The organism is Paenibacillus sp. UNC217MF (assembly GCF_000686865.1).
Classification (GTDB): Bacteria; Bacillota; Bacilli; order Paenibacillales; family Paenibacillaceae; genus Paenibacillus_B; species Paenibacillus_B suaedae.
Genome location: NZ_JMLT01000009.1, coordinates 227104 through 251631 on the forward strand (window position 1 = coordinate 227104; position 24528 = coordinate 251631).

16 protein-coding genes are annotated in these 24528 nt (G+C 42.4%); all 16 read left to right on the top strand.

Features of this window, described 5'->3' with window-relative positions; translation table 11 throughout:
• Positions 1–39 precede the first annotated feature (39 nt).
• The gene (locus BP95_RS0106690) at positions 40–945 is read left to right on the top strand and encodes a glycine betaine ABC transporter substrate-binding protein (protein WP_021256338.1); all 906 of its coding nucleotides are present in this window, start codon (positions 40–42) and stop codon (positions 943–945) included.
• 13 nt (positions 946–958) lie between these two features.
• The gene (locus tag BP95_RS0106695; RefSeq protein WP_028531717.1) at positions 959–1654 is read left to right on the top strand and encodes an ABC transporter permease; all 696 of its coding nucleotides are present in this window, start codon (positions 959–961) and stop codon (positions 1652–1654) included.
• Between the two features lie 301 nt (positions 1655–1955).
• Positions 1956–2516 (top strand): RNA polymerase sigma factor, encoded by a 561-nt coding sequence (locus tag BP95_RS0106700; protein WP_028531718.1) that lies wholly within the window; start codon positions 1956–1958, stop codon positions 2514–2516.
• A gap of 128 nt (positions 2517–2644) precedes the next feature.
• Positions 2645–4114 carry a hypothetical protein gene (locus BP95_RS0106705; RefSeq protein ID WP_028531719.1) on the top strand — a complete coding sequence of 490 codons (1470 nt, stop codon included), beginning with the start codon at positions 2645–2647 and terminating at the stop codon, positions 4112–4114.
• A 264-nt stretch (positions 4115–4378) separates the two neighbouring features.
• Positions 4379–5245 carry a hypothetical protein gene (locus tag BP95_RS0106710; protein ID WP_028531720.1) on the top strand — a complete coding sequence of 289 codons (867 nt, stop codon included), beginning with the start codon at positions 4379–4381 and terminating at the stop codon, positions 5243–5245.
• Between the two features lie 212 nt (positions 5246–5457).
• Positions 5458–6936: an MDR family MFS transporter gene (locus BP95_RS0106715; RefSeq protein ID WP_028531721.1), complete on the top strand. Its 1479-nt coding sequence runs from the start codon at positions 5458–5460 to the stop codon at positions 6934–6936.
• A 141-nt stretch (positions 6937–7077) separates the two neighbouring features.
• Positions 7078–8190, top strand: a complete 1113-nt coding sequence (locus BP95_RS0106720; RefSeq protein ID WP_021256332.1) for a hypothetical protein — start codon at positions 7078–7080, stop codon at positions 8188–8190.
• 114 nt (positions 8191–8304) lie between these two features.
• Positions 8305–9048, top strand: coding sequence for a hypothetical protein (locus tag BP95_RS0106725; protein ID WP_028531722.1), 744 nt, complete (start codon positions 8305–8307; stop codon positions 9046–9048).
• A gap of 113 nt (positions 9049–9161) precedes the next feature.
• The gene (locus BP95_RS0106730; protein ID WP_028531723.1) at positions 9162–9917 is read left to right on the top strand and encodes a hypothetical protein; all 756 of its coding nucleotides are present in this window, start codon (positions 9162–9164) and stop codon (positions 9915–9917) included.
• 122 nt (positions 9918–10039) lie between these two features.
• Positions 10040–10540, top strand: coding sequence for a hypothetical protein (locus BP95_RS0106735; protein WP_028531724.1), 501 nt, complete (start codon positions 10040–10042; stop codon positions 10538–10540).
• Positions 10541–10984: 444 nt separating this feature from the next.
• On the top strand, positions 10985–11407 hold the full coding sequence (locus BP95_RS0106745; RefSeq protein WP_028531725.1) for a hypothetical protein: 423 nt from the start codon (positions 10985–10987) through the stop codon (positions 11405–11407).
• Positions 11408–11467: 60 nt separating this feature from the next.
• A complete protein-coding gene (locus BP95_RS0106750) occupies positions 11468–17365 on the top strand; it encodes a phage tail tape measure protein (protein WP_081819820.1) in 5898 nt (1965 codons plus the stop codon).
• A complete protein-coding gene (locus BP95_RS0106755; RefSeq protein WP_028531727.1) occupies positions 17365–17955 on the top strand; it encodes a phage tail domain-containing protein in 591 nt (196 codons plus the stop codon). Before BP95_RS0106750 ends, BP95_RS0106755 begins: the two co-directional genes overlap by 1 nt.
• On the top strand, positions 17952–18953 hold the full coding sequence (locus BP95_RS31810; protein ID WP_139170626.1) for a hypothetical protein: 1002 nt from the start codon (positions 17952–17954) through the stop codon (positions 18951–18953). Before BP95_RS0106755 ends, BP95_RS31810 begins: the two co-directional genes overlap by 4 nt.
• 56 nt (positions 18954–19009) lie before the next feature.
• The gene (locus BP95_RS33770; RefSeq protein ID WP_028531729.1) at positions 19010–19654 is read left to right on the top strand and encodes a phage distal tail protein; all 645 of its coding nucleotides are present in this window, start codon (positions 19010–19012) and stop codon (positions 19652–19654) included.
• Between the two features lie 19 nt (positions 19655–19673).
• On the top strand, positions 19674–24506 hold the full coding sequence (locus BP95_RS0106770; RefSeq protein ID WP_028531730.1) for a phage tail spike protein: 4833 nt from the start codon (positions 19674–19676) through the stop codon (positions 24504–24506).
• Positions 24507–24528: the final 22 nt, after the last annotated feature.

The window sequence follows — 24528 nt, forward strand, 5'->3', positions numbered from 1 at the left end:
GACAGCTGTGCTAACGTCTGAATAAGGGAGGACACGCATATGAAAATGCGACACAAATGGGCTGCTGGCGGTACTGCACTTATGCTGGTGATGACATTATTGTTGTCCGCGTGCGGAGCCGATAACCGGATAGTTATCGGCACCCAGACATTTTCAGAAACAAAGATTATTGCAGAAATGTATAAGGCGCTTATTGAGGATCGTACAAATATTAAAGTTAAAGTGCTGCCGGATCTGGCGGCGAGTCCCGTTGTCATTAATGCGATGAAGAAGAACGAGGTGCAGATGGCGACCTTGTATTCGGGAGAGATTTTCAACAACCACTTCCCTGTAAAGGAAACGAAAGATCGCGGGGAAGTGTTGAAGCAGGCCCAAGAGGGCTTCGATAAATATTTTGACTTCAAGTGGTATGAACCGCTTGGCTTTGAAAATACGTATGCCTTCACGATTCAGAAGAAGCTCGCGGATGAGAAGGGGTATAAGGCAATTTCGGATGTAGCGAAGGATGCTGACAAGCTGCGGCTTGGTGTCGATACGACATGGCTGGAACGCGATGCGGATGGATACAAGGGATTTCAACGAACCTACGGCTTCGCCTTCGGCAAGGAGTTCCCGATGGAAATGAGCCTTGTGTATGAGGCGGTGGCGAACAATCAGGTGGATATCGTGCTTGCGTATTCGACAGATTCGCGTTTGAAAGCATACAATCTAACCACGATTCAGGATGACAAACAGTTCTTCCCGCCTTATGATGCATCGCCAGTGATTCGCAAGGATGTGCTGGAGAAGCATCCGGAGCTGAATGGCGTGATCGGACTGCTTCTGGGAACGCTCGATGAGAAGACGATGATTGACCTCAATTATCAGGTGGATATTGAGAAGAAGAGCGAACGGGAAGTTGCGGTTGATTATTTGAAACAAGTCGGCCTATTGCAAGGCGAATGAGAGGGGGATATGGATGAGTAACTACGAATGGTCAATTGCAGATTTACTGTCTTACATGGGAAGGAACAGCGGCATGCTGTGGGAGTATTTTGTGACGCACGTGATGATGGTGATAGGCGGCATTGTTCTGGCGCTCGCGATTGGTATCCCTCTCGGTGTGCTCTGCTCCAAGAATGAGAAGCTGGCCAAGTTCATTCTGGCCGTGACAAGCATGCTGCAGGTCGTACCGAGTCTGGCGCTGCTTGTGCTGTTAATGCTCGTATTTGGACTTGGAACGACGACCGTGGTCGTTGGCTTGTTATTATATTCCTTGAACCCGATCGTACGCAATACGTATGTCGGCTTGAAGCAGGTGAACGGCAGCTACGTGGAAGCGGGACGAGGGCTCGGGATGAGCTCTTTGCAGCTGCTGTTCAAGGTAAGATTTCCACTTGCGCTGCCCTATGTTATTTCTGGGCTTCGCATCGCGGCTGTCATTGCAATCGGGGTTGCCACCATTGCTCCACTTGTTGGTGGCGACGGACTAGGAAGAGAGATCTATTCCGGCTTGAACGGACAGAACCCGCTCCGACTGTACGCAGGTGCGATCCCCGCGGCGTTGCTCGCTATTGTTGCTGATATTGTATTCGGTGTGCTGCAGCGCAAGCTTAATTTCGCTCATCGGACTTCGAATTCAGGATCCAAGCAAGGTGCCGCGTCTTCGAAGTAAGGCACACGCACGAAAAGTAAATTTATACGCTACATGCTGCGAGGCATAATCGAGAAGGAAGCACCGGGAATCGGTGCTTCTTTTTTATGGATTGGTCAACTGACAGGACGAATGTAATGACGAAGACTAGGATGTGAACATAACATGAATATCTTTATATTACTGTTACATTTTGGAATATTTGCGTTATACTCAAAATGAACTGGGTTGCTTTTACGGGCGAGCTTGTAAGCAGCAGCGAGTCAGATCAACCGGGAGCAAGAACGCCCCATATCAATGACTTGATCGGGGGAAAGCAAAAATGGGACAAGCATTGCTTCAATTGTACTCCAATGTACAGAATGCGAATTTAGAGATGCAGGAAGATGTTTATTATCAATTTCGCAAGCTTGTATATGCGGACATTTATTCCATCGTTCAAGATCATTCTTTAACGGAGGATGTCATTCAAGAAGCCTCGATGAAGGTGCTGGCTAATGTCCATCGTGTGCAGCATCCTGCCGCTATACGATCATGGGTCAAACAAGTCGCGCGCCATGCTGCGTTAGATGTTCTTCGAAAAAATAAAAGCCACTATATCCAACCAACTGAGTCCATGATTCACATGGCGAACCCAACCTCACTTTCTACGGAATCAGATATATCGATTGAAGTAGAGAATAAAATGCGAGATTCCTTGCTGCATCAGGCGATATGGGAATTGAAGTCCCACTACCGAGGCCTGCTTCATATGCACTATTTTGAAAATAAATCGTATAAGGAGATGTCCAAGGAGTTGCACTTATCCGAGCAAGTGATCAGCCAACGTCTGGCCAGAGCGCGGAATAAGCTGCGACAGCAATTTTCAAAGAAATGGCCGTAAGGTTGCATTCGGGATGTCATGATATTTTTCGTTAGAAAAATCATCGTGGATGCGTCTTTAGTAATAAGACCTTCCGTTCCTCCCAATTACAAGGTCTCATACAATGACGAGAAAGGGGTAAGTCCACGATGAAGAAAAAGTTTTCAATCGTAATGGTGCTAAGCCTCGTCCTGCTGCTTGTCTTTCAAATGAGTGTAGTGTCTGCAGCCGAAGACAAATTCGCAGAGACGCTGCCGGCAACCATGCAAGAGAATGAATTATCTCTGCAAGCCACAATGGATCATGCGGAGCCTGTTACACAACTGGTGAAAGCCGCGCCTGCCGAAGGCTTGGACGGAACTTTGGAGCATACGATTACAGCTCCCATAAATTTGAATGACGCCGAGGCAATACTGCCTCAAACAAGCGCCCTGCGCACATTAGCGGAGCCATCCAACACGGTAACGACCGCCACATATAGCGGGGTTATCCCGAAAGAAGGAGAAGCGGTTCATTTATATCCGATATACGTGAAGCCTGGCGACGTACTTCAGGTACAGCTGGATCCACCATTGTCTCCTCAGTTGAACTACGATTTGTATTTGTACGAATTCGATATGGCGACAGGCAATCTCAATACGACACCAATCGATCACTCGATTTACGGAACATATATGAATAATTACGCCAACGGAACGCGCACGTTATCAGAAAACGTCGGCACCAAAAACACGACGTCTGGAGATAAAGCGTATCTCATCGAGGTTCATGCCAAGCAGGGTGGAAGCATTAATGATCCGTTTAACGTCACACTTGCCATCAGCTCAGAATACGACGCCTATGAGACGGATGAAAATGCATTTCACGCCTACGGATTTACGGTAAACACATCTGGTTCATCGTTGAACACGCGTTCAATCAGTTCCTCGATCGATAATGATTGGTTTGCAATAAACGTACCGGAAAATCGCAATTATGACGCATTGAACTTAACATTGGATAACGTCTCCATGAGCAAAGGATATAAGGTTGAAGTATACGGGGCTTATGAAGGCAATCAAATGAGGCTGCTGTCATCTCCGGCAGACAACAACGTTCGAATAGGAACGGGTACATTCTATGTTCGTGTCTATACGACAGGCCAATATGATAATACAAATTACACGTTGACTGTTAGACCGGTACTGCGTGCAGATAAGATTGCCATTACCGGCTTTAATTCAAATGAAGGCCCGAATTCTTATCCGACTTACCAATACGGAAGACATTTCCGCGCCAAGGATACGCTCACGGTATACGGCAAGGTGACAACATCGGATAATTATGCGGTTGCTAATGCGAAGGTGGATGTCCTGTGGCTGAACCAGAATTGGACGGAGGGCAGCGGCAATCGAACTCGTGCTGCTTCCGTGTATACGGATGCCAACGGAAATTTTACGGCAACATTAAGTCTGCCGGCTTCAACAGGCAGTATAAGGGAATTTTTGCCGGGAGCTATTAATTTTACACATTATTATGACTTGAGTGGCATTAACGTACAAGTGTCTGAACGTCCGAGCGTAAGTGCAACGGATATTATCTATCACTTCGCTTATAGCCTGTACGGAGGAAGAGGTTAATTGTTCACGGATGAGAATATGATGATCGAAGGTTAATCAGTTCGTACTTTTCATTATTATAAGTAAGCAGCAAATAGCCTCCAATATCGCCTGCAAGCGTATTGGGGGCTTTCTATATCGCTTTGGCTTATGGTTTCTTACTGACTTTGGAAGTCGATGTAAATTATTGACTGTCATAGGACGATATAGGGTATAGAATCCTGAAATATTCATCTCTGATTCACGATAAAATCATACGATGACCCCATCACGCAGGAGGCAATCATGAAAATAAACAGTGTACAAATTTCGCCGAAGCTGTATGACAGCAGCGGACAAATGAGCAAGCAGACGAGAACAGTTACCGGCATAATGAATGACGTCAAGCACGACTCCGTTGAAATCAGCCCGACCGGACGGCAGCTAGCTGTCGGAGCTATTGAACATCACGTTGGTTCTTACTATGGCAATGCGGATATCCATGAATCCTTGCAGCGCGTCTTGGAAGGGAAATCCCCTGAAGTTAGGAAAGCCGTCTATACGATCATTGAATCCAATCTTGCTCCTGGAGGATCTGTGCCTGATGAAGTTGATCGTTACGCCTTGCAGGAACTTGGGCTAACCCAAGCCAAGTATGTTGCTCGGCATTATTTTGACAAAGAAGAGGGTTCCGAATTGCTGAGCACGCTCAATAACATAGCTGTTCTATCCCGAAATCCGTCAGATGGAACGGCAGTTGGGGCAAATCCATACAGGGAACCCACGCCAAAACCAGTTGGAGCTCCTGACGACTATGTCAATATTACGGATTTGATGAAACGTTTTGCGCCTGAAAGCCACCAACAGATGGAGGAAGCTATCATCAATGGTGGTGACTGGTTTGGTGTTCTAATGAAGTTTGCACAGCAAATCCCGCAAAATAAGGACTGGATGAAGAAGAATCGAGAGGAAATGGATGCTGCTAAGAGAGAGGCCTTACCTGTGAAACTAGATAGCCGTTTTGATAAAGCGAACCTGATGGATATGCAAACATTTAGCAAGGATGTTCAGCAGATGCTTCAGCAATTGCCGAGAATCGATCGTGAAACAATGGATCGGAACAACGCCTATTTTGCACATGTAATTGGACATACGGTGGCATCAAAAAATTGAATTGTTGATGCAGAGTCGCGCTTTTAGGGGAATATAAGCTGCGGCTCTTTTTTTATATATGCCGAAAAAAATACACATTTTTTTCAATTTCATATGTCAATATTGACACAATAGAGGGTGAAGGATTACACTAGAAAGAGAGCCATGTCGTCTAAAAGCTGTGACATGGATGAACGGGCGCATTAGAAATCGAATATAGAAAGCTGTGATGTATGTCTATGGAAGAACAAGGTCAACCTATGATGACCAACCGTATGTTCTGGAGTATTATTTTCGCTATATTTTTCGGCAACTTCTTGGCCGTATTAAGTACGAATACAGTCAATATTGCGCTGCCTGTCATGATGAATCATTTCAATACCGATCTGACAACTATCCAATGGGTATTGACGGGATTTATGCTGGCAACAGGGATTATTGCTCCTGCTGTTGGATATTTGGGCAACCGATTCAGTACGAAGCGGTTGTATGTATTTGCCCTTAGTGGGTTTGTGATTTGCTCGATATTGTGTGCAATCTCTTGGAGCGAGTGGAGCTTGATTGTCTTCCGTGTCCTGCAAGGGATGTTCAGCGGCATTATTATGCCAACGACGATGTCGGTCGTCTATCAAGTGATTCCCCGTGAACGGCAAGCGATGGCGATAAGCCTGTGGGGCTTGTCTGCTATGCTCGCGCCCGCAGTGGGGCCGACACTTGCTGGATTAATTGTCCATGTTGGGGATTGGCATTGGCTGTTCTGGATGAATGTGCCGATTGGATTGATTGCGATTGTGTCGGTGCTGCGCTACATTCCGATGTATCGTATTTCGAGTGGAGAAACGTTTGATAAGCTTGGTTTCTTCTCCGTCGCAATGGGCAGTCTGTTACTGCTGCTTGCCTTCGGCAATTTGTCCAATTGGGGATGGGGCTCCTGGAAGACAATTAGCTGCATCATTGTCGGCACAGTTATCTTAATTGCATTCGTTCGCCGCTCACTCCGCATTGAGCATCCGTTGCTGAATTTCCGAGTGTTCCGGTATAAACGATTTGCCTTCAGCATGATCCTCGTTACGATCATTACCATTAGCTTATATGCGGGCGCGTTATTAACGCCGTTATTTCTGCAGCGGGTACAGGGCTCCTCGACGCTTGTATCAGGGCTAGTCCTCCTTCCTGCATCAGCGCTAATGGCTTTCGTGATGCCGTTCACAGGACGCTGGTATGAACGGTTCGGCCCAGTGAAACTGATCACCACCGGTCTGCTGCTGATGGTGATGGGTACGTACGAGCTGGGACGATTGCAGGTAGATACGCCTCACAGCTACATTACGCTGTGGATGGCAGTTCGCAACGTAGGGATTGCTCTTGCCAATACCCCGATTTTGAATGCAGGCATGTCGGCAATTCCGCGGGAACTGTCTGGGTATGGATCTTCGATCAATAGCTGGCTGCGTCAAGGGATGGCGAGTTTGTCCATCGGCCTGTTTACGTCCTTGCTGGCTGTACGCGCGCTTCATCATGCAGGGGATCTGCATGGCGTGATCGCCGACGCGACATTGCTGAAAAATACTGCATTCACGATGAGTATCAATGAGGTGAACATGATCAGCATGGTCATGACCTTAATCGGCTTGCCATTTGTCTCCTTGCTTGGGAAGACGCAGGGTAAAGTTGCTCTGGAAAAATCAGTTATTGAGAAAACTAAAATCTAACCTAATAATTGAATAATAGAATGATGAGCAGAGCCACTTGAATGGAGTGGGCTCTGCTTTTTTTATAAAGAAGTACGAAATGATAGTTTACTAAAACTAAAGAAAGTATTATTATGATGATATAAAAAGGGGTGGATGAAGATGGGGAAAATGTCGGAGCATTTAGATTATGAAATAACAGATAGTAAATCTCGCTTAAAATCGGTACAAGAAATCATTTCAAATTATGATGAGGATATCGTGCGTTATTTTGACGAAGTATATAACCCGCACATCGGTCAACATGGGATGTTAAGTGACAGCAACAGGGTAGCGAAGGACTTAGAATCGTTAGCAAATTATTTGCTTTATACTCAAGATAGTGATGCAGCCTCCGATACAATTACGGCATATCGAAAAAAGCGAAACCAAATTCGTGAGTCTGCCATCGAAAAAATAATTGTGGTCGAGGAGTCAAAAAAAGAATCGAGTCGGTCCATTATCAAAATTCCAAAACTAAAGGTTCTTAAGGAGGATCGATTAGCATATGCAGAGCTAAAAGAAACGGGTAAGACCATTGAGCAGATTAATAAGCTCATAAAAACGAGAACAGATTCGAAGGGTCAGCAAATGCCAGCAACAGAGATCAAAAAACTAAAATGGATTCGGACAGACATTCAAAAGGACGAAATTGCAGTAAAAAATGAACTTAAGCAATACATTAGATTCAATAAAATCAGCAAAATTGAAAAAGATAACAACCAACTTTCCTATATTCGATTTGACGATATTGAAATTGTTCGAACACTGTTTGAATGCTATACGGAGTTGAAAGAGAAGTCATACGAAGATACTCACGGATATTTAAAGCTAGTGATGCTTAATTTTGAAGAATTAATGGATCATACCGTAATGAAGGACTACATGAAGGATGTATTCATGTGGAAAATCGAAGGTTGCACACATGACATCATGATTGAGCGGTTAAATCAAAAATACCAATTAAAAATGACCAAACCTGCACTTAGTAAAATGACAAGGGATACGATTCCATCTATGCTCGTAGAAACATATAAACAAAGTAAAGAAGATTGGCTATATACATATATATTGCGTGGAAAATATAAGACATGCAACTGTTGCAGGCAGAGCTATATTGCGAGTACAAAATACTTCAGTCCTATGAAAAACTCGAAATCAGGACTTCGTTCGATTTGTAAACAATGTCGTAAATCCAAATATAGAGAGTCATGTCATACTACAAAAGCAAAATAAAGTACTATAATGAATAATCTATTTATATGAGGAGTACGGTGATTTCTGTGAAGAATTATTTCTTATTAATTATTTTATTGTCTGCGTATATGAATAGGAGCGAGATGAAGAACAATGGAGAGTCTTGATTTAAAACTGAAATTATTAGGAGGAAGGCCGATTTATGCAAAGAATTTTGGTGACATTTATCCGTTGAGAATAAGAGACATTATTGATGTAGGATATTCAGAATACATGAAATATTTAAACATGATTGCGTTAGATAATAGCAATCTCCTGAAGGAGGCACCGGATCATATGGATACGCTTGAGCTATTGTTATTGGGAGGTGGTGATGAGATTGTTGATCTTCTCTTGCAGTCAGTTTCCTTCTTTCTCAGAGCTGAAGTGTACCCGGATAAGGAAAACGTAGGCTTAATAGTTACAATGACTGATGGAGAGACACGTCAAATTAATAAAATGAATTATAAAGAGATTCAGGAAATAATTAAATGGCAAAATTACATCAATCATTTTGATGAAAAAAAGGGAAATGAGTTCGATCCGGCAGATGAAGAAACAAAAAATTTAAAAGAACAAATGGATAAGCTGGCAAAACAACGAGATGAACTAAAGCGGCGGAAAAATAGACTAGATGATGAAGATAACGCCAATTTAGATTTCTTTGATATCCTCGCAGCCATTACCTCTAAATCATATAGTATCAATGAAATTAACATGCTGGACTTAACGGTGTTCCAAGTGTACAGGAAGTTCAAGCGGCTTGAGATTATCGATCAGTATGATATTAGTATTCAATCGATGCTGGCAGGGGCCCAGAATGTTCAGCTTCGTCATTGGTCAAGTAGAGATAATTAAGGGGAAAATAGGATTGGAGAATAGAATAACCAAAAAACAATAAATCATTACGCATAAGTGACTATTTAGAATGTAAGCAACTCAAACATAACTTATTAAGGAGAGGATTTATTATGGCACGATTTGGAGTTAAAGAGGTAGCAGATGTAATGTTCTACAATTTGTTGACGAATAAGGCAGAATTGTACTTGGATACATTGAAGCTATCTAATCTGGAAAATACGGCAGAAAGCAGCTTTGCTACTGGCGGTAAAGGCGGAAGCCGTCTTGTAGGTTGGGATTTCGGTCGTACAGCTACATTTAATATCCAGGACGCACTGTTGAATCCAAAATCCATTGCGATGCAAACAGGCACTGAGCTGGAGAAACGCACGGAGGTGATTTATGAGCGTGTGGTAGCAGTGGCAACTGACGGCGGTTCGAATATTTCGAAAATTGTTCTTGAAGAAAAGGCAGATAAAGATTCTGTTCAAATCTACTTCTCTGAAGACGGCTATAGCCAAGGAAAAGAAGTGCCAACGGCATCAATCACAGTAACGGACAAGGAAATTACGGTTCCATCCAGTGACCTGCCAGTTGGTCAAAAGGTTATTGTATACTTTACTTACCAAACAACGAGTGACGCAGAAGTTCTTACGATTAAGTCCGATAAGTTCAGCGGCTACTATCGTGTCGTTGGTAAAACGGTATGGCGTTCTGAAACGACAGGTAAGGATGAGAAAGTTCAAATCGTCATTCCGAAAGCGAAAATCGGTTCCGAGTTTACATTGACTATGCAGCCTGATGGAGATCCATCCGTATTCGATATGAAATTGGATGTATTTAAAGATCCGGCAAGCACAGACATGGTTAAGATTGTTCGTTACTAATATCAAAAGCTAAATAAAGTATTGAATTGAAGGCGAGAAGGGTTCTCCTTCTCGCCTTTTTTTTCGAATTTTAATAAAACGAACATTTTATTTATAAATTGATGATTCAGGAGTGAGTACAAATGGCAAAGCGAGTAAAAAACTTAAATTATGAACTGATTACACAAATGAATGAGAAGTTCAACGAAACGGAAAAGGTTGTCGTTACGATTGACATTGGGGAAAAGGCTCAGCAGTTTGGCTTAGAAATTTGTAAATATTTTAGTCCCGCCAAAATGGATTCCTGCATTACAGAACTGATCGATAAGCTTGACCAAGCTAAATTGCAAGATAAGGAGAAGTATGAACAAATTATCGTTCCGTATTTGATGTTTTTAACGGTGAAGCATTTTACGACATTAGAGCTTCCTTCTACATTGAGTGAGCAGCTTCAAGCCATTGAAACCATGATTAATACAGGGACTCTTTTTCAGATTTATATGAGTTTTGAGGAGAAAGAGCTCGAAAGATTGTCTAGCACCCTGCGAAGTGCAATTGATAATTTCCATGCAAATGCTAAAGAATTTGAAGAACTGAAAGAAAAAATGAAAACACAGTTAGTGGATAAAAGCCTAATGGAATAAAGAACAGGGGATAGTCAGTTGTCTAGCAGAAAATATATACGATATGTAACAAGAGAGAAGTTAGAAAAGGTCGCGAATGAAAATAAACATTATGTGAGTTGTTATTTTACATATAAAAGTCTCAGTGAATCCTCCCAATTAAGTTACTTATCTGATTTTAATCAATGGCTGGTCTTTCTACATGACAGAGTTGAAAAAGGGATTGTGGCAGAAGAGGATATATTGAAATGTTTGAATGCCGAGAATGGGATCGACAGAATGATATCGCTAATTGAGGATTTTATTTCGTTTTGCATCGTGGAGCTAGGAAATAATGAACGAAGAATTCAACGAAGATTAAGTTCGATGTCGTCCTTCTTCTTGTATTTGTTGAAGGAGCGAAAAATCCGTTCTAATCCGCTTGATTATATTGAACGTCAAACAAAATAAAAGGAGAAATTTCAAATGGAACTAAAAAATGCTGAGGTTGAGCCTTTAATTACCTTTTTGATGAGCTTTGAACTAACAGGACAGAAATCGCGAATGCGAACCAGATTCGTGAAAGTCTTAATGGAGCGCCAAAAGCTAATTCAAGAAGAGCATGCGGAATTGATTCGTGAGTTCGCTAAGCTGGACAGCAACGGTGAGCCTGTCATTATCGAATCGAACGGTCAGCAAATGTATGATGTACCTGATCGAGAAGGCTTCCAGGGTGAGTATTTTCTATTGTTAAATGAGAATTTTATTATTGAGCAAAACACGGAGCGTAAAGAAATGCTGCTCTTTATAAAGGAATTAATTTTAGAGTGCGATAAGACTTTTAAAGGTAGCGAGGCCTTGGAATATGACAGATGGTGCGATATTGCAGAGATGATTACGTATGAGTGATATGGGTGAGGGGTGCGAAGAGCACTCCTTTTTCTTTTATGTACTGAAAAGGGGTGTTAGATGATGACGAATGATCAGTCAATTTTATTAGGCGTAGACATGAAAAATGCTGAAAAAGATATAAAAAAACTGATCGCGAACATAAGCAAAAAGTATAAATTCAAGCTGGAATTTATTATCCAGAACAAAGATAGTGTTATTCGCGAAGTAAATAGCATACAAAAATTAATCGCCTCGATTGGCAAGATCGATATCGATTATGGGCTTGGCAAGGCTGGCGAAGAAATCAATAAGTTAAAAAGATCGATCAAGGAACTGTCTAAAATCGATGTTGCGAAAGTAGGAAAGGAATTCGTAAGACAGCAAAAAGAAGCCAAGCGCCAAACGGATGAGTTAGTGGGGGCATATGCTCAGTTGCTGAAAATGCAATCAACAGCTGCTCAAAACCAACCCGCTATGGTGGTTAACGAGAAAAATGAAGCTAGTGTGCAAGGTACGGGGATAAAGGCATCTTCTTCGGATAGTAAAGCAAAAAAGGAAGAATCAATTCCAGATAAGCTGGCTGCTGCAATGAATGGTATTCCGTCATGGCAACGCGCGTCCGAGTCATTTGAATTTTCGTTCAAGTTCGGCGATCAGATGAAGAAGGGACTTGAGCAAGTCGTTGAACTCGATAGGGCCATGATTGACCTGAAGAGCACGTCCGGGGCAAGCTCGCAAGAACTGGATGCGTTTAAAGACCGTGCCTTCGGAATCAGCAAAGAAATGGGTGTTGCTTCAGCTTCCGTAGTAAGAGCAACCACAGAGTTCCAAAAGCTGGGCTACAGTTTGGAACAGTCAACGGCGCTAAGTGAAAATAGTATGCTGCTGTCCAAGGTAGGCGGTATGGGCATTGGAGACGCGAGCGCGAGCATCATAGCTGTATTGCGCGGCTTCGATATCGAAGTTGATAAGTACGGGAACAATGTTCGCAGCGTTGTTGATATGTTTACGGCGGTTAAGAATAATTACTCCATCACGTCAGAAGGCTTGGGCAGCGCGTTGAAGGACTCCTCTTCTGATCTGAAAAAGGCCGGAAATACGGTTCAGCAATCAATCGGTATGATCACAGCCGCGAATATTGATCTGAAAGATCCGGAAAAAGCCGGAGAAGGATTAAAAACCATTGCCATGAGATTGCAGGGGCTCTCTGAGAGCGGCGAAAAAGTAAGGGGCGCCGTTCCGCAAATCGAAAAAACATTCGCGTCTCTCAATGAGAAATACAAGTTGATGGGCAGCGGTGCTCTGAATCTAATGAAAGAGGATCAAACGACCTTTAAGTCTACCTATGAAATCTTTCAAAGTCTCTCTCAGGTATGGGATAAATTGTCGAAGGAAGAGAAAGTGGACGTTTCCAGCAAAATTGGCGGGGATCAGAGCGAGATCGTATCCTCCATCATTGAGAATTGGAGCAAGGCCAAGGGAGCAACCGAAACAGCTATGAGTTCGGCCGGATCGGCGGCTCAAGCATTCAATAAACATTCGGATAGCTTCGAGGCGCGAATCGGGAAGCTGCAAACTTCTCTTTCTGAATTTTGGAATACGTTCAGCAATTCAGAAGCCATTAAAGGCATTGTTTCTGGGTTAACAACAGTAGTAGAATTTCTTACAAAAGTATCGGAAACATTGGGCTCTCTTCCTATTGCAACCGTTTTCGCTGGGTTTGCTGGTCCCTTAAAAGGGCTATTGACAGGCGGGGAAGGGCTATTGGCTTTATTCCTCAAAATAGGAAAAGGTATAGCGAGATTTGTTCCATATGCGGGTGCACTTATGCTGGTTGGGGAAGTAATTCAAGGCGTATTTGATATTATCAACAAACCAGAGAAAGATCGAAAAGAAAGATTAAAATTCCTCGATGACGATACCAAAAGAATTAAAAAGTTTAAAGAAGACTATGACAGCATTTTTGATGGAAAGAATATGGATGTTGATACCTTTGAGAATTTGCAACTTAAAGGTAAAAGCCGAACAATAGAGGAAGAGGAAAAGTATTTAGGTATTATTGAGCAAATGAAAACGAAGATGCCCGAACTTATATCCCACTATGATGAATATGGGAATGCTGTAGCAAAAAGTGCGGATGAAATAAAGAGGCTTCGAGTAGAAGAAGAGCAAAGAGAACTAAAAAATAATAAAGAAGAGTTGAAGTTAAAGTTAGATGGCGGTTTTGGAGAAGTAGATCAAAATATTAAGAAAATCAGAAATAACAAAAAACAAATTGACTTCCAAGATACGCGGCTCGACTTTGCAAAAAGAGCAAGAATGTTTATCGAAACGGACATTAAAGACATCAAATTTGATGATATTGAGGGTATAAAAGAAGCTTTCACAAATAAAATGAATCCAATTTTTGATGCCTTACCAAAAGATAAAGCTCTAGACGTTGATCCGTTCTATACTATTCTAATAAATAGCTTTCAACGATCACCCGATAGAAGTGCAGCCTTAGCAAATTTTGATAAGTTTATAAATGATATTATCGCTGAAAAAGAAAAATATGAAGTAGAAAATCAAAACTTGAAGGACAGTGTCATTCATGGTTCTACCGAATTCAATGAATCTATTAACTTAGCCTTTCAGAATTATATTAACTCAAGCAATATACCTGTAGGTTCAAATAAGTTTTTATTTATAGAATCCATAAAGCAAATATTTACGGAAAATATAGATGATTTCGGTGAAAACACAAAAGATGCTGCTCAAAAGATCCCTTCGTTTATTAATGAAATAATGGGGGCAATTCAAAGTAACAAAATATCTATAGATGATTTAATGAACGTAAAACCAGAACAGGCTAATAATATGCTTGATGTTATAGATAATATAAAAGAAAAATTGAGCAAAAATCCGGTTAATAATCCGTTCCTCAAATTATTCAATGACATAAGAGTCGGACATCAAAAAGCAGCCAAAGAAATAAATAGCACGAGAATGAAAATTGATCCGAAAAATGCGAAAGAGATTGAAAATCTCCGTTCTGCTTATCATAAATTAGCAGATGGCCAAAAGCTATCTAAAGATTCGATTACTGAATTGCTAAGTACGTATCCTTCCTTAAATGATGCAATATATATTGAAAATGGGAACATTCAACTTACTGCAGATGGTTTAAAAGATTTAATGCAGCAAAGAGAAAAAGAATTTCAAGATGATATCGATAAGAAGAAGAAACAAGGCATTGCTGCTAAGGACAAAGCAGTCGATACAATTGAAGCAATCGAAAACGAAATTGATGCTCTCGAATTGTTAATGGATGCTCGAAATTTATACGATGTTGATGTAGATAAGATTTATGACGACGCAAAAAAGAAAAATGATGAAATAGAGAGCAATCGAAAAAAAGGAATTTACACGACTACTATCGATGAAATAAATGCAGCAAAAGAGCTTACACAAGCCGGTTATAATCGTCATATAAAGCACGAATATTATGGATATAAAGAAAAATTTAAAGAGTTAAAGGAAAAAGCAGCTGCTAAAAAAGTACAAGCTTCCAGTGGTAGTTCTTCTGGGGGGAGTTCTCATTCTTCTAACCCGAAACCCGAACTTCAAGATGCAATCTATGTGGTAGATAAATACAAGGAAAGCATTGATAAACTCAACCGATCAATTGAAGAACAACAAAGAATTCAGGAAAAGTATAGTACGTGGTCTTACGAGCACCGAAAGGCGCTTAGCGATGAGATTAGATTGTCTGGAGAAAAGAAAAAAGCGATTGATGATGAAATTAGCTCTTTAAACGAACAAATCAAGCAAAAACAAATCAAGAAAACCGGCTATATGACCGTCGATAAAGATAAAAATGCAAATAAAACGAAACAAGCGATTGCAGCGGAAATTGAGCAAGAGGTGACCCAAGCGAAAGATAGGCTCAATGATTTGAAATCTCAATCGTCCGAAATGGAATCAAATATCAACAATTTAAGTCGCAAGTTAGTCGACGCAACGGCTTCCCTATATAACATCAAAAGAGAAGAATTGACCGATGACATTGCATATCAAGACTATGCAATGAATCTCTACGATCGAACCACGCAAGGATACCGGGATCATGCCGCTGAAAAAGCCAGACTATTGGGAGTTCAGAAAAAGCTTCATGAGGAAGAATTGGCATATTATCAAAAACAACTGCAAAACAAAGATTTAAACCCGATAGACAAGAAAGATATAGAGGAAAATATCCGCAAGAGCAAAAATGATATTTTGCAAAAAGATGCGGAAATAAACCAAATCAATACTGATATTGCCAACTCCGTCATCGACAAGCATCTGTACCGCATGAACGACGAGAGCAAAAAATATGCCAAAAGCATTCAGCAACTAGAGGATAATATTCGCTATGACGTGGATAAAGAAGATGGGGATTATGCGAAGCATATCGGATATTTGCAACAAATCGCTGGCTTGCGCAAGGGTGAGGCCAATGATATTAAAAACAATATTAAATTCCTTAAGTCGCAGTTGGAGTTAAATAAAAACAACAAAGATATCGTGGAACGTTTGACCGATGAAATCGAGAAACAAGAGGATAAGCTGCAGGATACAGAACGGTCGGTTAAGGATCTTAATGGCAGCGTAAAAGACATTTACGAAAAAGCAGCCGATCAATATGTCGAGCTGTACAAAGAAAAACTCGAACTCATGAAAAAAGCGGACGAGGAACATTACAAAGACAAGATCGAAAGAGATAAAAAGGTTCATGAGAATCGAATGAAGCAAATCGATAAAGAACTCAAGGCGTTGCAGGATGCGTACGATCAACAAATGCAGATGCTTGATCGCACGGAATCCACGCGAACCTATGAGAATGATTTATCCAAAAAACAAGAAGAAATTACCGATCTCAAAAAACAAATCGACTTGTTGTCCATGGATGATTCCTATGAAGCGAAAAGTCAAAAAGCCGACTTGATCAAGCAATTGAACGAGAAAGAACAGGAGTTGTCCGAATACCAGCATAATCGGGAAATCGAGCTCCGAAAGAATAACCTGGAGGACGAGCTGAGCTCGGAGCAAGAAAAGCTGGAAAGCAAAAAAGAAAAGATGGAAGAGGAATACAACAACACGGTCGAATTGTTGGAAAAGAAAGCGGAGGAACGGCAAAAGTTCTGGGAAAATGAACTGAACAACGAACAAAAATTTGCTGAAATGCGCAAGCAAGTATATGAAGGCAACTTCAATGAAATGCTTGAAACCGTCAACACTTGGTCGGGGGAAGTCGATTCCAAATTCGATATACTAGGAGATTCGATTACGACGAATTTCACCGATAAAGTAAAGGAAGCAATTGACGAACTCAAAAAATTAGACAATTCAAAGCTCGGTTCCATGGGATCGGTCGTCAACGATACGAAGCCCCAAAACCTCGATGGCAATTATAAACCTACTGCAGGCCTCCCAAGTAACAGCTTACTATCCACAAAAGACAAAATCACTGAAATGATATCCAACAGTAAGAAGTGGAAACTGACCACTGATGAAAAGGAAAGAAAAAAATTAGAGGAAGAGAACCAAAAGCTTGGGAAAGAAATAGGTGCAGTATATAAGTACGGAACATGGTATAAGGACGGAAAGCCTCTGTACCAATTCGATACAGGTGGTTATACGGGAGATTGGAACGGAAATTTCGGCAAATTAGCGCTATTGGATAAAAAGGAGCTCGTATTGAACGCTGAGCAGACGAAGCACATTTTGGACACGGCTCGCATCGTCGATCAGATTCGCTCCGCTGTGCCAAGCTTCCCTATTTCTAACTTCATGCCGGCATCAATTCCGACTGTCATGCCCGCTCCAGCCAATGAACAGCATGAATATAACATTGAGGTCAATGTGAATGGAAATGCAGACCGAAATACGGCAGATATCGTGGCAACGGAAATCGTGAACAAACTGAAGCGTACTAGAGGGGGGAGATTTTAATGCTGGAAGGCGTACATTTTTATTATGACGGCATCTATTCCGTCGATATGGGATTATTGAATTGCAGACTAGACGGAGGCATGTTCGAGGAGAGCTTGCTGCCGTCAAGAAGCATTGTCGAGAAAAAAGTAAGCGGTAGACATAAACCATATTTTCAGGCCATCGAATTAAGCCCGCTCGAATTTAATCTCACATTCGCCTTTGAATTCCATTATGACGAACGGCGTATCCGGGAGGTTGCCCGCTGGCTGTCGCAGACTTATTATAAACCGTTCTATACCGTCGATAATCCGAACCGGGTATTTTATTGCATGCCGGATGGAGACGTGAATCTCATTCATAATGGATTGAAGCAAGGCTACATTACCTTGAAGATGAGATGCGATGGTCCATACTCCTATACGCCCAAGACTTTGAAGGAAAAGATGATGTTCGACGGCACAAAACTGACAAAAACGATCCAGGAAAACACTTTTACTAATGGGATGGGTACACAGCAAAATATCGAAATCGTCAACGGAGCTTTGCAGGTCAAGAGCGGAAGCACGACATGGCTACAATATACAGGAATGAAATGGAGTGATCTATGATGATACAGACGAAGAAGATGGGGTTAAAAAAGCCGCAAGTATCGGATCAGGTCGATCAAACTATCGCATGGTTGGCCGAAAATTTCCAAGTGATCGATAATCATTTTGAAGAGCTAATATCCGACGCAGCAACTCACCCCGAGATGGGTGAGTTTTTTCATGCAGGGAAGAAGTTTTGGAATAAGAATGCATCGCGCGGCGATTTCGCAGGTTGGGTAAATGTGCGGGAAGGCGTATTTGCGCCCTCATGGCAGAAGCAGTATTCCTATGCGGCAGGCAACAAGGTGAAAGCCTCTCCGGATAATGGCCATTATTATGAATGCATCATTGGCGGTACAAGCGGAATGAAGCAGCCAACATTCCCGACTACACCAGGAAGTCTGGTATATGATCTGTACGGACATACGGCATGGAAGCCATCTTACCATTATAAGCTAGATGAAATTGTCGTTGCTACGAATGGTGATATGAGCTATTACTATAAATGCATTATTGAAGGCGCTTCGGATTCCGTAGAACCTGCCTGGGGCAATATTAGCGGTTCGACCATTGTCGACGGCAGCGTGCACTGGTATGTGCATAAGACCGTTCAATGGAAAGAGATGGGCGCCAGCTGCGAATTCGTGCCGTTCGGTACGATTGGTAATTATAAGGGAGAAGCCACGATTGAGACAGTAGGCACCCTTAAAAAGGGGAAATGGGAAGCAGACACTGTCGAGCTGGCTCATGGAGGTACCGGAGCTACAGACGCTGACGGAGCAAGACGAAACCTCGGGGCAACCGGGAAATATTCCAAAACGCTCGGAGACGGTCTTTCCACGACCTATACAATCAAGCATCAACTGAATACGCAAGATGTAGTTGTCATGGTACGGGAGGCGGAATCTCCGTTTGCGGCGATAGAGGCCCAAATGAATATGATAGATGAGAATAGTGTTATTTTAACATTTCCATCCGTACCTGCCGTCAATCAATATCGGGTTACGGTCATAGGTTAAATAAGCATAAGCTGCCTTCGGGCAGCTTATATTTTTATATCGAAGGAGGTTAGGAAATGACCAGTTGGCTTGATTTATATATACCGAAGGGTGTTTATGTTTCGCAAGTGTTCGATGTCGGTTCTCATTACGAAACGTATATTCAAGATTTGAAGGTTCAATATGAGCGCCATGATGGAACGGTCGATGTATTCATAAGACTGTCCTATGATTCAACGAACTGGACGGAGTGGATCAAAATGAACGAATCCGCTTTCGATGCGAAGGATTTGTTCGGAGACAGTTACTATGATATGGAACAATGTTCCCTGCAATATAAAGTTGTGCTGCGGAATGAAGGTATAAAAAGCCCCGAATTTCGCGGCATTTCGTTCTCCCTGCTAGGGTCATACCTGTTAAATAATACGGGAGACGTCTCCTGCAAACCGGAACTGTGGATAACGAAGCGCAATGGCGCCGGCACGATTAAGCTTACGAACGAAACGAACGGACAGACACTAATATTGGCGGATTTGAACGACAATGAGCAGGTATACATCGATTGCGAGAATGAAGATATTGTGTCCGACTTGCCGCTCATATACCGCTACGATAAGCATAATAACGTATTTCTCGAGCTGGAGGTCGGGGAAAATCTGCTGACCGGCGAAGGCGGATTTGAACTGACGATTAGACATGAATATATAACCTTACAGGGATAATTCGGGAGGTGAACGACGGATGTTACGTTTAGGAGATATCGATTTTGCCAAAAAGCCTATTACGCCCCAACTGTTTTTGTGCAAGCCGAATAAAGAGGGGATATCCAAATTGGCAGAAGCGCATAATATCGTATTTAATTTGAAGCTCGGCGCGCTTAATGAGCTTACATTTGATTTCCCTGCTTATTTGGACAAGCACCATATCGTAGCGCGCAATAAGAACTTTGAGCTGATTAAAGGAAGATATCTGATAAAGCTCGTTCTTGGCTCCTACGAAGAATATTTTATTGTGAACCAGATCGGGAAGCGGGCCGGCGACGACGGAGAGAGCGTGTCGGTATCAACCTTGTCATTGGGATATGAATTGAACGATAAAATCATTCGGGATTATAAGGCCGTGTCGAAGACCGCCACGGAGCTTATGAAGGATGTGCTGATTGAATCCATATGGCAGGTCGGTTACGTCGATTCCGAATTCGAGCTGAAGCGAAGAGGGCTCGAAGTATCGTCCAATACCGTGCTGGAGGTCATATTTGATATTGCCAAAACCTTTAATGCTGTGGTCGTATGGGATACGCTCCATAGAACTGTAAGCCTGAAAAAGCCGGATCTTATTGGGCTTGATAAAGGATTCTCGATTAAATACGGCAAATACTTGGAGTCTGTTAACCAGGAGGATAATGCCGAAGAGATTGTAACGCGGTTGAAGATGTACGGCAAAGAAGACATAACGATTCGTGAAATCAATCCAACGGGCACGTCCTTTGTGGAAGACTTTCATTATTTTATTTATCCGTACAAGGAAGACAGAAACTATAGCCAACAATTTTATTACGGCCCTGACATGAAAGCGAACTGGAAGCATTATGATGCAGAATGGAGTGTCCTTAATGGGAAGCTTATTTCCACCTCTAATCTCCAGCAGCTTTCTACGATCGTGAATTCCAGTGCATTCGGAAGCCAAAATTACAAACTATCTGCCACGTTGAACGCGACCGGCGGGGACAATGTCATGGGCTTCTTTGTCAGATACCAGGATGATCGCAATTATTACTGGATTGGCTGGGAGTCCGGCAAAATTCAAGGTGGTGTCGGCTGGGGCAAGGAAAAGCTGCGACTATACAAACGGGAGAACGGGAACGATATTCTGCTTGCCTTGACGGATGAGGTTGACGGTTGGAGCACGGACGTGCACTATCGGATGGCAGTCGAAGTCTATAATGAAGAAATTAAAGTTTGGATTGATAACAGACTTGTCCTATCAGGCCATGATTCGGCATATTCACAAGGCGCCTATGGCTTGATCAGCATGAATCAGCCCTTCGAAGTAGAGTATGTAGAGTTCATGTCCAAAGAGCATACCGTGTTGTTCCATAGTGAGTATATGACGGATGCGCTTTGCCATGCCTTATTGGAGTATGAGGAGTTGCTACAGGAGAACCGGGACGCTTTTACCGAGTTGGTTGCCAAGCGCGAAGCGAACAATTCCATTCTTCATATTAAGAATGAGGAATTGCAGCAACTGAACACGCAGTTGAAAATGCTGTTAGACGAGCGGGATACGTTGAACACGCGGATCGCGAAACTGAGCGACGAAATCGATCATGCGGACAATACCTTCCAGGATTACACCTTGCTGCTGAGCGATCTGGATTCTCTCCGAAATGAATTGGATGCGAAGCTCATTGAAATCAAGGCCAAGGAAACCGAAATCAGCCGCAAAGAAGCGGAAGTCACCCAAATCGAACAGCAGCATCAAGAAATCATGAACCTTATCAATGGCTTGAAGCTGCGGCTCGATATTCGCAACAACTTTACAAAGGAACTGCTGCACGAACGTAATCAGTACGTCATTGAAAAAGAGTGGCAAAACCCCAATATCGAGGATCCGAAAGATTTATTAAAAGAAGGATTGAAGGCATTTGATGAGCTGAAGCAGCAGAAGATTACGTTAAAGGTCGACCTGGTCAATTTCCTGTCGATGGTGACGGAGCAACGGAATTGGGACAAATTAGGGCTCGGGGATACGATCGGCATTGAGCATGAGCGAATCAGTCTTCGGTATAAAGCGAAAATTACCGAGATTGAATATAACTTCGAAGATAAAGGCATCAATCTTACGATCAGCAACATGAAGGACATGTATGCCAACAAAGATAAATTTATTGAAATGCTGTACAAGTCCTATAATACGTCTACCCAAGTATCGATCGACTCGTGGAAATGGGATTTGTCCATGCAAAATAACGGCGCAATCAACGAGATTATTAACAACAGTTGGGATGCGAACAAAAACGCGATTATCGGGGCCAAAGACCAGGTGGTAGAGCTGTCGGACAGAGGCTTAATTATTCGGGATCCGAAGAACCCGCTTCATTATTTGGTTGGATTGAATTCGATGATCGCCATTACGAATGATGGCGGCAACACGTGGAAGCATGCTCTGACGGCTGATGGTATCGTTGGCGAGCGGATATACGGGAAAGTGATCATGGGCGTTAACTTGGCCATTGAAGATGAGAGCGGGGTTCTGAAGTTCCAGGGCTCCAAGGGAGAAATATTCGATCGGCATGGCAAGCTGGTCATGAAGCTGGGACTTGTCGAAGAAAATCCGGATGCATTCGGCCTCATGTCTTTCAACGATATTACGCGCGTCAAGGTAACGGACAAGGAAGGCTTCGTCATCGATAAAGCGAACAGCAAGCGGCCTGATGGATGGGAAAAAGTAATGTGGGCTGATCAACGTGACGGCACGCTTTACACACATGGTCTGGTCGCCAAGAACATTAAAGTGTTCAATGACATTGGGAAGAAGATCATAGATGCGGAGTCAAACTATTTCAATATCGGTGATTTTAAGACAATCGTCATGGATAATAAGCTGACTTCTATTGAGAAGATGCAGATCATTACGGAATTGTACAAGGTGGAAGCGGGATATCATCGCATGCTGGAGCAAGCAGAAGAGTATAAGCGCTCTCAGCGCGATGATGATTTTAATATGAATGCCCAATTCTTCACGAAGGAGCCAAGCACTAAGGATCGGTACTCTACGGAGCCGCTGACGCAAGCTTATCGGAAGCTTATAGAATATATGTCCCAATATATTAAAATTACTTCCGTAGATCCGCTGAACATCGCTATTCACGATCCATTGACCGAAAAAACGAGCGAAATCGCGGATCGTTCGGAATTTATTCTTGCATTTAAGACGTATTATGACGAAGAGAAAAATCTGAGAAACGAAATTGAAGATGCGCAGTTCTATTCCGGGCTCAATATGGGCAAATTCTACAACAATGTTGTGATTGGGGAATACGGATTCATTGCGCTCCGGAGTGACGGCAAGTACCGGGCCGTCCTGAATGCGACCAATGGATTGGCCCTGCAAAAATGGGAGAAGAACAAATGGACCAATAAAGTATACGCGGCGGTAGGCAGCTCGGAGTATACAGACGGCACCTTGATCGCGGAGGATTTAGTGGCGAAGCGGCTGCGGATCGAGACGAAAGTCGGCAATGTGCTGCTGGATGCGGATGCCTTGAATCTTGATTTTACCGTACTAGATTCCATCATATTGGATGATGTTATTGTATCACCCGAGAAAATTACGCTCGCCAATCAGTTTAAAATCGTGACGAAGCAATACAATGAACTAAAATCGCAAATTAATCGGTATGCAATGACTATATATAATGACAGGGAATCTTCCTATGCGGAACTGGATGAGGCTCAAAGTAAGCTCGTAGCGGCCGGCAACGAGCTGGAGGATAGCTATAATCAATTGAAAAGTTATATGCAGCCGATTTTTGCAAACATGAACACGACGACGCATCTCATCCATGATCTCGGTTCAACGCGCACGGAGTTCCATGAGAAGTGGGAAAGCTTCTATCAAGAATACGAATATGGCAGGGTTGTTCTGGCCGACTTCTTGGAAAAGAGTTCCTTGCAGTTAGGGAGAAATTATAATAACACGGTTATTGACGCGAATAACGGTATTGTTGTAACTCGAGGAGATAAGATGTATCGAACCGTCTTGAACGCCACAGAGGGGATCAAGATCGAGAAGAACATCGGCTCGGGATCAAGTCCAAATTGGGACAAACGGTTCTATGTGGATCAGGATGGCAAGCTATTTGCCGTTGAGCTGAATACAAAAGCATTGCATATTCACGATGGCGATCTCGGCGAAAAGATTAGCTTAAGTGCTAAAGAGGGGATCAAAATTATAGGTGCCCACGGTGAAGAAATACGTTTAAATGCAACCGAAGGTATCGCCATCGATGTGGATGAGAAGAAGCGGTTCTGGGTTAATCCCGATGGTACCTTGCGAGCAAGAAAGCTGATTATCGAACCGGATATGGATAAAGAACTAGTATTTGATGAAGAAACTAACGGATACATTTCTGATTTATTAGTTAATAACTTGAAAACATTAGAAACTCCGGGACTGAAGCAAGACTATGTTTATGTACGAAGTAATTTCATAAAATTGCTCACAGGTAATTCAGCAAAGGATGATGTAGAGAAATTTGTGCTACAGCTAAATAAAGGAAATGATGGCCATAGTTATCCTGAAATGATTTGGGGTCAAGGAACCGGACGAGGCAATCAAGGTATTATTAAGAAAACCTCAGAGGGATTTTACTTTGAAGGCTCTACCGACATCGGCAATAAAAGAATGATTCAGCTATTGAATAGGCAGATTGATGCAATTGTCATAGAAGCTGAACAAGGAAGTATTAAAGTAAAGTCTGATACTCAAATTGTGCTAGAGTGTGGCGGAAGCAAGATTATGATGACACCAAATAAGATTTCATTGAATGCAGGAAGAATAGATTTGAACTAATTGTTGCGATCAGTACCTTATT

What these genes read in the sequence shown, in the direction of transcription:
- BP95_RS0106755 (WP_028531727.1), top strand. Translation starts at nt 17,365, where the DNA reads ATGCTGGAAGGCGTACATTTTTATTATGACGGCATCTATTCCGTCGAT.
- BP95_RS33770 (WP_028531729.1), top strand. Translation starts at nt 19,010, where the DNA reads ATGACCAGTTGGCTTGATTTATATATACCGAAGGGTGTTTATGTTTCG.
- BP95_RS0106730 (WP_028531723.1), top strand. Translation starts at nt 9,162, where the DNA reads ATGGCACGATTTGGAGTTAAAGAGGTAGCAGATGTAATGTTCTACAAT.
- BP95_RS0106750 (WP_081819820.1), top strand. Translation starts at nt 11,468, where the DNA reads ATGATGACGAATGATCAGTCAATTTTATTAGGCGTAGACATGAAAAAT.
- BP95_RS0106715 (WP_028531721.1), top strand. Translation starts at nt 5,458, where the DNA reads ATGTCTATGGAAGAACAAGGTCAACCTATGATGACCAACCGTATGTTC.
- BP95_RS31810 (WP_139170626.1), top strand. Translation starts at nt 17,952, where the DNA reads ATGATGATACAGACGAAGAAGATGGGGTTAAAAAAGCCGCAAGTATCG.
- BP95_RS0106745 (WP_028531725.1), top strand. Translation starts at nt 10,985, where the DNA reads ATGGAACTAAAAAATGCTGAGGTTGAGCCTTTAATTACCTTTTTGATG.
- BP95_RS0106735 (WP_028531724.1), top strand. Translation starts at nt 10,040, where the DNA reads ATGGCAAAGCGAGTAAAAAACTTAAATTATGAACTGATTACACAAATG.
- BP95_RS0106705 (WP_028531719.1), top strand. Translation starts at nt 2,645, where the DNA reads ATGAAGAAAAAGTTTTCAATCGTAATGGTGCTAAGCCTCGTCCTGCTG.
- BP95_RS0106700 (WP_028531718.1), top strand. Translation starts at nt 1,956, where the DNA reads ATGGGACAAGCATTGCTTCAATTGTACTCCAATGTACAGAATGCGAAT.
- BP95_RS0106690 (WP_021256338.1), top strand. Translation starts at nt 40, where the DNA reads ATGAAAATGCGACACAAATGGGCTGCTGGCGGTACTGCACTTATGCTG.
- BP95_RS0106695 (WP_028531717.1), top strand. Translation starts at nt 959, where the DNA reads ATGAGTAACTACGAATGGTCAATTGCAGATTTACTGTCTTACATGGGA.
- BP95_RS0106770 (WP_028531730.1), top strand. Translation starts at nt 19,674, where the DNA reads ATGTTACGTTTAGGAGATATCGATTTTGCCAAAAAGCCTATTACGCCC.
- BP95_RS0106725 (WP_028531722.1), top strand. Translation starts at nt 8,305, where the DNA reads ATGGAGAGTCTTGATTTAAAACTGAAATTATTAGGAGGAAGGCCGATT.
- BP95_RS0106720 (WP_021256332.1), top strand. Translation starts at nt 7,078, where the DNA reads ATGGGGAAAATGTCGGAGCATTTAGATTATGAAATAACAGATAGTAAA.
- BP95_RS0106710 (WP_028531720.1), top strand. Translation starts at nt 4,379, where the DNA reads ATGAAAATAAACAGTGTACAAATTTCGCCGAAGCTGTATGACAGCAGC.